Origin of the sequence: Kitasatospora sp. NPDC059795, from assembly GCF_042732175.1 — a bacterium.
In the GTDB taxonomy this organism is placed as follows: Bacteria; Actinomycetota; Actinomycetes; order Streptomycetales; family Streptomycetaceae; genus Kitasatospora.
In genome coordinates this window covers 218,626-228,417 of sequence record NZ_JBHWID010000012.1, presented here as the reverse complement: position 1 = coordinate 228,417, position 9,792 = coordinate 218,626, and the positions used below count along the sequence as shown (strand labels likewise).

11 protein-coding genes are annotated in these 9,792 nt (G+C 72.9%); 7 read left to right on the top strand and 4 right to left on the bottom strand.

Annotated features, from left to right (window positions below):
• Positions 1–121: 121 nt before the first annotated feature.
• Positions 122–244, bottom strand: coding sequence for an SGM_5486 family transporter-associated protein (locus tag ACFV4P_RS24565; protein ID WP_274536991.1), 123 nt, complete (start codon positions 242–244; stop codon positions 122–124).
• A 10-nt stretch (positions 245–254) separates the two neighbouring features.
• On the bottom strand, positions 255–1,523 hold the full coding sequence (locus ACFV4P_RS24560) for an MFS transporter (RefSeq protein WP_380474510.1): 1,269 nt from the start codon (positions 1,521–1,523) through the stop codon (positions 255–257).
• A gap of 76 nt (positions 1,524–1,599) precedes the next feature.
• On the opposite strand from ACFV4P_RS24560, the gene ACFV4P_RS24555 reads away from it, so the two are divergent.
• Positions 1,600–2,265: a FadR/GntR family transcriptional regulator gene (locus ACFV4P_RS24555; RefSeq protein ID WP_380474508.1), complete on the top strand. Its 666-nt coding sequence runs from the start codon at positions 1,600–1,602 to the stop codon at positions 2,263–2,265.
• A gap of 71 nt (positions 2,266–2,336) precedes the next feature.
• On the opposite strand, the gene fabI is transcribed toward ACFV4P_RS24555, so the two are convergent.
• Both fabI and fabG read right to left on the bottom strand, forming a co-directional pair.
• Positions 2,337–3,104, bottom strand: a complete 768-nt coding sequence (gene fabI / locus ACFV4P_RS24550; RefSeq protein ID WP_380474506.1) for an enoyl-ACP reductase FabI — start codon at positions 3,102–3,104, stop codon at positions 2,337–2,339.
• A 2-nt stretch (positions 3,105–3,106) separates the two neighbouring features.
• A complete protein-coding gene (fabG, locus tag ACFV4P_RS24545) occupies positions 3,107–3,826 on the bottom strand; it encodes a 3-oxoacyl-[acyl-carrier-protein] reductase (protein WP_380474504.1) in 720 nt (239 codons plus the stop codon).
• 249 nt (positions 3,827–4,075) lie between these two features.
• On the opposite strand from fabG, the gene ACFV4P_RS24540 reads away from it, so the two are divergent.
• The 6 genes from ACFV4P_RS24540 to ACFV4P_RS24515 all read left to right on the top strand — a co-directional run bounded on the left by ACFV4P_RS24540 (position 4,076) and on the right by ACFV4P_RS24515 (position 9,788).
• Positions 4,076–5,206 (top strand): MBL fold metallo-hydrolase, encoded by a 1,131-nt coding sequence (locus ACFV4P_RS24540; protein ID WP_380474502.1) that lies wholly within the window; start codon positions 4,076–4,078, stop codon positions 5,204–5,206.
• A 136-nt stretch (positions 5,207–5,342) separates the two neighbouring features.
• Entirely contained in the window at positions 5,343–6,869 is a 1,527-nt protein-coding gene (locus tag ACFV4P_RS24535) for a TldD/PmbA family protein (protein ID WP_380474500.1), read from the top strand.
• Complete coding sequence (locus ACFV4P_RS24530) at positions 6,869–8,263, top strand: metallopeptidase TldD-related protein (RefSeq protein WP_380474499.1); 1,395 nt, start codon at positions 6,869–6,871, stop codon at positions 8,261–8,263. Before ACFV4P_RS24535 ends, ACFV4P_RS24530 begins: the two co-directional genes overlap by 1 nt.
• A gap of 30 nt (positions 8,264–8,293) precedes the next feature.
• Positions 8,294–8,842, top strand: a complete 549-nt coding sequence (locus ACFV4P_RS24525) for an RNA 2'-phosphotransferase (protein WP_380474497.1) — start codon at positions 8,294–8,296, stop codon at positions 8,840–8,842.
• Positions 8,843–8,933: 91 nt separating this feature from the next.
• On the top strand, positions 8,934–9,320 hold the full coding sequence (locus ACFV4P_RS24520) for a DUF3099 domain-containing protein (RefSeq protein WP_380474495.1): 387 nt from the start codon (positions 8,934–8,936) through the stop codon (positions 9,318–9,320).
• 225 nt (positions 9,321–9,545) lie between these two features.
• Complete coding sequence (locus ACFV4P_RS24515; protein ID WP_380474493.1) at positions 9,546–9,788, top strand: hypothetical protein; 243 nt, start codon at positions 9,546–9,548, stop codon at positions 9,786–9,788.
• Positions 9,789–9,792: the final 4 nt, after the last annotated feature.

Genomic DNA, 9,792 nt, shown 5'->3' with positions numbered 1-9,792 from the left:
ACTCATCCTCCGCGGGGGGGGGCCCCCCCACAAACCCCCCCCCCCCCCCCCCCCCCCCCCCCGGCGGGGGGGGGGGCCCCCCCCCCCCCCCCCGGGGGGGGCCCCCCCCCCCCCCGACCGGTCAGCCCATGTTCTGGGCGACCGTCGCGATGATCGCGAGCAGCACCACGATCCCGGCGATCACGCCGAGCATCTGCAGCAGCTTCTTCTGGCCGCCCTGGGGATTCGGGTCGAGTACTGGCATGCCGACGAGCCTAACGGACGGCCTCGTCCTCGATGTGCCGGGCCCGGGCCGCCCGCAGTCCGACCAGGATCTGCGGCACCAGCAGCGCCGCGAGCAGGCCCAGCGGCAGGTACCACTCGCCGGTGCGCTCGTACAGCGCGCCCATCAGGATCGGGCCGGGGATGCAGATCAGGTAGCCCAGGCTCTGCGCGAACGCCGACAGCTGGGCCACCCCGCCGGGGGTGCGGGCGCGCAGGCCGAGCATGGTCAGCGCCAGCGGGAACGCGCACATCGACAGGCCCACCAGGATCGCCCACAGCCACGGCACCGTCCCGGGCGCCAGCATCAGCCCGATGTAGCCGGCGATGCCGCACAGGCCCAGCACCACCACGTACAGCCGCTGGTCGCCGCGCCGGGCGGCCAGGTTGGGCAGCGCGAACGAGACCGGCACGCTGATCGCCATCACCAGGGCCAGCAGCACGCCGGCCGCGGACTCCGAGACGCCCGCCTCGTGGTAGATCTTCGGCAGGAAGCCCATCGTGCTGTACGCGCTGGTGGACTGGAGGCCGAAGAACGCGCCCAGCGCCCACGCGGTACGGCTGCGCAGGATCGGCAGCCGGACGTGCGCGGGCGCGGGACCGGAGCCGCCGCCGTTCTTCTCGCGGCGCCCGAACAGCACCGTCAGCCACAGCGCCAGCGCGAGGACGGCCGGCAGCGCCCAGACGCCCAGGCCGAGCCGCCAGGAGCCGCCGAGCGCGTGGGCCAGCGGGACGGTGGTGGCGGCGGCCAGCGAGGTGCCGACCGACAGCGCCATCGAGTACAGGCCGATCATCGGGGCGACGCGGTCCGGGAAGTACCGCTTGATCACCACCGGCAGCAGCACGTTGGCCAGTGCCACGCCGGCCAGCGCCAGCGCGGTGAGCAGCAGGAACACCGCGGTGGAACCGGTGAACGAGCGGGCCACCACGCCCGCCGTGATGGCGCCCAGCGCGGCCGTCACCACGGTGATCGGGCCCAGCCGGCGGGCCAGCGCGGGGGCGGCCATGCCCAGCACCGCGAAGCACAGCGGCGGCACCGCGGCGAGCAGGCCGGCCACGGTGGCGCTCATCCCCAGGCCCTCCTGGACCGGGTCGAGCAGCGCACCGAGGCTGGTCACCACCGGGCGCAGGTTGACCGCGGCGGCCGCCACGGCGACGGCGAGCAGGACGGCGGCGGCGCCGCTGGAGGCGGTGGCGACGGGTGAGGGGGCTGGTCGGGGGCTCTCGGTCTCGGTTGCTGAGGGGTCTGCTGCGGTAGACATGGCGTAATCATAGAATCATGGGATGACTTTCGTCGCCCCGGTATCCTGATGACGTAAACCACAGAAGGAGCCGACCTTGGCGCTGTCGACCACTCGCCGCACCCCGCTCTCCGACCAGGTGATCGCCCAACTCCGGGGCCAGATCACCTCGGGCGAGTGGCCGGTGGGATCACGCATCCCGACCGAGGCGGAGCTGGTCGACCAGCTCGGCGTCGCCCGCAACACCGTCCGCGAGGCCGTGCGCGCCCTCGCCCACAACGGCCTGGTCGACATCCGGCAGGGCTCCGGCACCTACGTCCTCGCCACCAGCGAACTCGCCGGCGTCATGCACCGCCGCTTCGCCGACGCCGACCAGGACCAGGTCGCCGAACTCCGCGCCACCCTGGAGACCTCCGCCGCCGGCTTCGCCGCGACCCGCCGCACCGCCCGCGACCTCGAACTCCTCGACGCCGCCCTGGCCCGCCGCGACGCCGCCTGGCACGCCGGCGTCCCCGAGGACTTCATCCAGGCCGACGCCGCGTTCCACCACGCGGTGGTGTCCGCCGCCCACAACGACGTCCTGGCCGCCATCTACGCCGACCTCGGCGAGGTCCTCCTCGCCCACCTCCGCCACGACGTCGGCCCCGACCTGCTCCCCCACCGCTGGGTCCCGCACTCCGACATCATCGAGGCGATCAGGTCCGGCGACTCCGAGAAGGCCGCCGAGGCGGCAGGCCGCGCCATCGGCAGGTGCAAGGCCTGAGGAAAGACACCTGAGTAAAGACCGGGGCCCGGGGAACGGTCCAACAGTTCCCCGGGCCCCTGAAAAAGCTGCTACGCGCCGATCGCGTGCAGCCCGCCGTCCACGTGGACGATCTCGCCCGTGGTCTTCGGGAACCACTCGCTCAGCAGCGCGACAACGCCGCGCGCGGCCGGCTCCGGGTCGGAGACGTCCCACTTGAGCGGGGAGCGGGTGTCCCAGGTCGCGGCCAGGTCCGGGAAGCCCGGGATGGACTTCGCGGCCATCGAGCCGATCGGGCCCGCCGAGATCAGGTTGCAGCGGATGTCGCGCTCGCCCAGGTAGCGGGCGAGGTAGCGGTTGGTGGACTCCAGGGCGGCCTTCGCCGGGCCCATCCAGTCGTACTGCGGCCAGGCGAACTGCGCGTCGAAGGTCAGGCCGACCACCGAGCCGCCGTCCTGCATGAGCGGGAGCAGCGCGGTGGTGAGGGACTTCAGCGAGTACGCGGAGACCTGCATCGCGGTGGCGACGGACTCCCACGGGGTGTCGAGGAAGTTGCCGCCGAGCGCGTCCTGCGGCGCGAAGCCGATGGAGTGGACGATGCCGTCCAGGGTGGGCAGGTGCTCGCGGACCTGGTCGGCGATGCCGGCCAGCTGCTCGGCGTTGGAGACGTCGAGCTCCAGGACCTTGACCGGCTTGGGCAGCTTCTTGGCGATGCGCTCGGTGAGGCTGGGCCGGGGGAAGGCGGTGAGGATGATCTCGGCGCCCTGTTCCTGGGCGAGCTTCGCGGTGTGGAAGGCGATGGAGGACTCCATCAGCACGCCGGTGATCAGAATGCGCTTGCCTTCGAGAATTCCACTCATGGTCAGTGACCCATGCCCAATCCGCCGTCGACGGGAATGACGGCTCCGGTGATGTACGCGGCCTCGTCGGAGGCCAGGAACCGCGCGGCCGAGGCGATCTCGGCGGGGGCGGCGTAGCGGCCCAGGGGGACGCCGGAGACGATCTCCTTGCGGCGCTCCTCGCTGAGCACGGCGGTCATGTCGGTGTCGACGAAGCCGGGCGCGATCACGTTGACGGTGATGTTGCGGGAGCCGAGTTCGCGGGCCAGCGAGCGGGCGAAGCCGACCAGGCCGGACTTGGAGGCGGCGTAGTTGGCCTGCCCGGCGGAGCCGCTGAGGCCCACCACGGAGGAGATCAGGACGACGCGGCCCTTGCGGGCGCGCAGCATCTTGGCGGCGGCGCGCTTCACGACCCGGAAGGTGCCGGTGAGGTTGGTGTCCAGGACGGAGGTGAAGTCGTCCTCGGACATGCGCAGCAGCAGGGTGTCCTTGGTGATGCCGGCGTTGGCGACCAGGACCTCGACCGGGCCGTGCGCGGCCTCGATCTCGGTGAAGGCGGCGTCGACCTGCTCGGTGTCGGTGATGTCGGCGCGCACCGCGAGGACGTCGTACTTGGCGAGTTCCGCCGGGACCTCGCCGTTGCGGCTGGTGATGGCGACCTTGTCGCCGGCCTCGGCGAAGCTCTGGGCGATGGCGAGGCCGATGCCCCGGTTACCTCCGGTGACCAGTACCGAGCGGCTCAACGGTCCACCTCTTCCCTACTCGATGTGCGCGTGCGGAGCGCACGCGTAGCCACCTGTGACGCTATCGGTAGGGTGCGAGCCGGGCGGAGCGGCCTTCGACAGGCCTTGCGGGGTGAGTTCTGTCGCATCCCGACAATCCGGGTGCGGGTCCGGCGTGGGGGAACGCCGGGCCGGTGGCGGGCGTTGCCCCCGGAGGTGCTTCGGAGAGTCCGGGGCGCCGATTCGAGCGAGCCGATCGGAGCGGACGCGATGAGTGGTGCACTCCCTGGCCGGGCAGGCCGCCGGGCGCTGGCTGCGGTGGCGGCCCTGACGGTGGCGGGTGCGGCGGCCTGGGCGTTGCGGGAGTTGCCGGCCCAGTTCGGGCGCCGTCCGGACCCACTGGATCCGCGGGTGCGGGTGTCCCCGCAGTACCGGGACGGGGTGTTCCACAACGCGCCGTCGCAGGTGTCGCCCGGTGCGCCGGGCCGCCCGGACGGGGCGACGCTGCGCCGGATGCTGTTCGAGAAGGACGGGCGGGTGCCGGCCGGTCCGGTGCCGTTGGCGGCGCCGGAGCAGCCGGCCGCGGCGTCCGAGGGCGTGGCGGTGACCTGGTACGGGCACGCGTCGGCGCTGCTGGAGCTGGACGGCTGCCGGGTGCTGGTCGACCCGATGTGGTCGGAGCGCTGTTCGCCGTCGCACCTGGCGGGCCCGAAGCGGCTGCACCCGGTGCCGGTGGAGCTGGCGTCGCTGCCGCCGGTGGACGCGGTGCTGATCTCGCACGACCACTACGACCACCTGGACATGGCGACGGTGCGCCGCCTGGTGGAGTTGCAGTCGGCGCCGTTCGCGGTGCCGTTGGGCATCGGCGGGCACCTGCGGCGCTGGGGTGTGCCGGAGCATCGGATCATCGAGCTGGACTGGGACGAGACGTGCACGCTCGGCGAGTTGACGCTGACGTTGACGGCGGCGCACCACTTCTCCGGCCGGGGGTTCACCCGCAACACCACGCTGTGGGGTTCGTGGGTGGTGGCCGGGCCGGAGCGGAAGGTGTTCTTCACCGGTGACTCCGGCTACTTCGAGGGTTTCGCGCGGATCGGCGAGCAGCACGGCCCGTTCGACGCGGCGCTGATGGCGATCGGCGCGTACGACGACGCCTGGGCGGACATCCACCTGACCCCGGAGGACGCCGTCCGGGCGCACCTGGAGCTGCGCGGCGGGCTGCTGGTGCCGGTGCACTGGTGCACGTTCAACCTGGCGCCGCACCGCTGGGCGGAGCCGGTGGAGCGGCTGCTGGCGGAGGCGAAGGCGCAGGGGGTGGCGCTGGCGGTGCCGCGTCCGGGGCAGCGGGTGGAGGCGGGCAACCCGCCGGAGCCGGACGGCTGGTGGGAGGTGCTCTCGTAGGCCCGGCCTGACGGGTCGTCAGGGCGGCGCGGCGAATATTTGCTGGCCGTGCGCCCTGTGGCCGGGGATGATGCGAGCGGGTGCGCCCTCGGCCGGGGGCGGCCCGTTGTGCCCGACCCTCGACCCAGGGAGCCCGATGCCCCCCTCCGCGCTGGATCCTCAGTTCCTCTCGTACCCGTTGCGTCCGTTGGCGGACGCGGCCCTGTCGCGGGCCCGGCAGTTGGGCGTCTCGCATGCCGACTTCCGCCTGGAGCGGGTCCGTTCGGCGGCCTGGCGGCTGCGGGACGCCCGCCCGTCGGGGTCGTCGGACACCGTGCAGTTGGGCTTCGCCGTCCGGGTGCTGTTGGACGGCGCCTGGGGTTTCGCGGCGGGGGTGGACCTGACGCCCGCGTCGGCGGCGGCGGTTGCCGAGCAGGCGGTGGCGGTGGCCCGGCTGGCGGGCGGGATCAGCCGCGCCGCCGGGTCCGGTGAGCGGGTGGAGCTGGCCCCGGAGCCGGTGTACCCGGACGCGGAGTGGGTCTCCGCGTACGAGGTGAACCCGTTCGACGTGCCGGACGCGGAGAAGACCGGCCTGCTGGCCGAGTGGTCCTCCCGGCTGCTGGCGGCGGACGGCGTCTCGCACGTGTCGGCGGCGGTGCTGACGGTGCAGGAGAACAAGTTCTACGCGGACACCGCGGGCACCGTGACGACCCAGCAGCGGGTGCGCCTGCACCCGTGGCTGGAGGCCACCAGCGTGGACGAGCGGACGGGCGCGTTCGACTCGATGCGCACCATCGCCCCGCCGGCGGGGCGCGGTTGGGAATACCTGCGCGGCAAGGGCTGGGACTGGGACGCCGAACTGGCCGAGCTGCCCGAGCTGCTGGCGCAGAAGATGCGCGCGCCGAGCGTCGCCGCGGGCCGCTACGACCTGGTGATCGATCCGTCCAACCTGTGGCTGACCATTCACGAGTCGATCGGCCACGCCACCGAGTTGGACCGCGCGCTGGGCTACGAGGCCGCCTACGCGGGCACCTCGTTCGCCACCTTCGACCGGCTCGGCAGCCTGAAGTACGGCTCCGAGTTGATGCACGTCACGGGAGACCGGACGGCCGAGCACGGCCTGGCCTCCATCGGGTACGACGACGAGGGCGTCGCCACCCAGTCCTGGGACCTGATCCGCGACGGCGTCCTGGTCGGGTACCAACTCGACCGCCCGATGGCCGGGTTGAAGGGCTTCGAGCGCTCCAACGGCTGCGCCTACGCGGACTCCCCGGCGCACGTGCCGGTGCAGCGGATGGCCAACGTCTCGCTCCGGCCCGCCGCCGACGGCCCCGACACCGCCGGCCTGATCTCCCAGGTGGAGAACGGGCTGTACATCGTCGGCGACCGCTCCTGGTCGATCGACATGCAGCGCTACAACTTCCAGTTCACCGGGCAGCGCGCCTACGCCATCCGGAACGGCGAACTCGCCGGCCAGGTCAAGGACTTCGCGTACCAGGCCACCACCACCGACTTCTGGGGCTCGATGAGCGCCGTCGGCGGCCCGCAGACGTACGTGCTCGGCGGGGCCTTCAACTGCGGCAAGGCCCAGCCGGGCCAGGTCGCCGCGGTCAGCCACGGCTGCCCGTCCGCGCTGTTCCGTCAGGTCAACGTGCTCAACACCCAGCAGGAGGCGGGTCACTGATGTCCCTCACGCACCCCCACGAGCTGGTGGAACGCGCCCTCGAACTGTCCCGCGCGGACGGCTGCGTGGTGATCGCCGACGAGGAGTCCACCGCCAACCTGCGCTGGGCGGGCAACGCCCTGACCACCAACGGCGTCACCCGCGGCCGCCGGCTCACCGTGATCTCCACCGTGAACGGCGCGCAGGGCACCGCCGCCGGCGTGGTCGCCCAGGAGGCCGTCACGCTCGACGAGGTCGAGCAGCTGGTGCGCGCCTCCGAGGCCGCCGCCCGGGCCGCCGAACCCGCCGAGGACGCCCAGCCGCTGGTCACCGGACGGCCCGCCGACCCGCGTTTCACCGCGGCCCCGCAGGTCACCGACATCGGCGTGTTCGACGCGTTCGCGCCCGCCCTCGGCGAGGCCTTCGCCCGCGCCCGGGCGAACGGCGAGCTGCTGTACGGCTTCGCCCGGCACGAGCTGACGTCCTCCTACCTGGGCAGCTCCACCGGCCTGCGGCTGCGGCACGACCAGCCCACCGGCACCGTCGAGCTGAACGCCAAGACCGCCGACCTGTCCGGCTCCGCCTGGGTCGGCGCCTCCACCCGGGACTTCACGGACGTGGACGTCACCGCGATGCACACCGACCTGACCCGCCGTCTCGGCTGGGGCCGCAAGCGGATCGACCTGCCGGCCGGCCGCTACGAGACGATCCTGTCGCCGTCCGCCGTCGCCGACCTGCTGGTGTACATGTCCTGGTCGTCCGGCGCGCGGGACGCCGTCGAGGGCCGCTCGGTGTTCTCCAAGGCCGGCGGGGGCACCCGGATCGGCGAACAGCTCAGCCCGCTGCCGCTCACCCTGCGCTCCGACCCGGCCGAGCCCGGCATCCAGGCCTCGCCGTTCGTGCTCGCGCACTCCTCCGGCGAGAACGACTCGGTGTTCGACAACGGCGCGCCGCTGACCGGCACCGACTGGCTGCGCGACGGCCGCCTCACCCACCTGCTGACCACCCGGCACTCCGCGGGCCTGACGGGGCTGCCGCTCACCCCGCCGGTCGACAACCTGGTGCTGGAGACCTCCGCGCCCGACGCGCCGACCCTGGAGGAGATGGTCGCCCGCACCGAGCGCGGCCTGCTGCTCACCTGCCTCTGGTACATCCGCGAGGTCGACCCGGCCACCCTGCTGCTCACCGGCCTCACCCGGGACGGCGTCTACCTGGTCGAGAACGGCGAAGTGGTCGGCGCGGTCAACAACTTCCGCTTCAACGAGTCCCCGGTCGACCTGCTCGGCCGGATCACCGAGGCGGGCCGCACCGAACGCTGCCTGCCCCGCGAGTGGGGCGACTGGTTCACCCGGGCCGCGATGCCGCCGGTGCGCGTGCCCGACTTCAACATGAGCTCGGTCAGTCAGGCCTCCTGACCGGCCGACCGAACCCCCGGGGGGATCCCGATGGACGAAAAGCAGACCGTCAGAACGTCGAAGATGCTCAGCCGCATTCTGCGACACGACCCGGGCGCCATCGGGGTCACCCTGGACGCGGCGGGCTGGGTGCCGGTCGACACCCTGCTCGCCGCGCTGGCCCGGCACAACCGGCGGCTCACCCGCGCCCAGCTGGACCACGTGGTCGCCACCAACAACAAGCGCCGCTTCGCCTACTCCGAGGACGGCTCGGCGATCCGGGCCAACCAGGGCCACACCGTCGAGGTCGACCTCGGCCTGCCCGCCACCACCCCGCCCGACGTGCTGTTCCACGGCACCGCCGAGCGCAACCTCCGGTACATCCTGGCCGAGGGCCTGCGCCCGATGGCCCGGCAGGACGTCCACCTCTCCGCGGACACCGGGACGGCCGTCAAGGTCGGCTCCCGGCACGGCCGCCCCGTCGTCCTGGAGGTCGACGCGGCGGCGATGGCCGCCGACGGCCACGAATTCCGGGTGTCCGCGAACGGTGTCTGGCTCACCGACGCCGTGCCCGTCCAGTACCTCCGCCGCACCGCCTGACCGCCGGAGCGACCCCGCGTGGGTCGCTCCGGCGTCAGCGGGGTTACCGTGGTCGGTCGTAGGGCCGGAACCGACCGAGGATGGATGGACAATGCGCAAGAGCGCGGACGACGACCAGGTCTTCCGGATCACCGGTGCCCGCAGCAGCCTCAGCGAGGACGTCCGGGGCCGGCAGCGCCGGTACGTGATCTCCATGCTGGTCCGCACGGTGTGCGTGCTGCTCGCCGTCATCCTGTGGGACGTCCAGCGCTGGCTGGCGTTCGTCGCGCTGGCCGGCGGCGTCCTGCTCCCCTACTTCGCGGTACTGATCGCCAACGCGGGCCGCGAACGCGCCCCCGGACTGCCCTCGACCTTCGCGTTCTCCCCCGACACCCCGCTGATGCTCGGCCCCGGCGGCACGGGCGGCGGCGGGGCGGCGGCGGCCGCAGCCTCGGGCTCGGCGTCGGCCTCGGCCGCCGAGAACCGGCCACAGGATTGAGAATCCCTCAATTCCGCTGCCCGATATGACCGTTCATCTGGCGGTATGACCGGCTGAAAGCTCAGACGATCCTCAAATTAATCATCGGACGGACGAGCTTCCGGGCCCTCCGCCGTGCCATACTTCCTTAGCGCTCCGCATCCCCCGTCGGAGCGACAGACCGACGCCGGGCAGCTCCCCCCGTGGCTGCCCGGCGTCGTCATGCCCGGGCATAGGATCGGACCCATGGACACCGCGCACCCCCTCTTCGGCACCCCCACCGGCCCCGACGGCCCGGCCGGCCCCCCGAAGTGCTCGGCCAAGGGCTGCCGCGAGTCCGCCACCTGGACGCTGTACTGGAACAACCCCAAGCTCCACACCCCCGACCGCCGCAAGACCTGGCTCGCCTGCGACGAACACCGCGACTCCCTCGGCCAGTTCCTCGCCGTCCGCGGCTTCCTCAAGGACACCGAGCCCTTCTCCGCCTGACCGG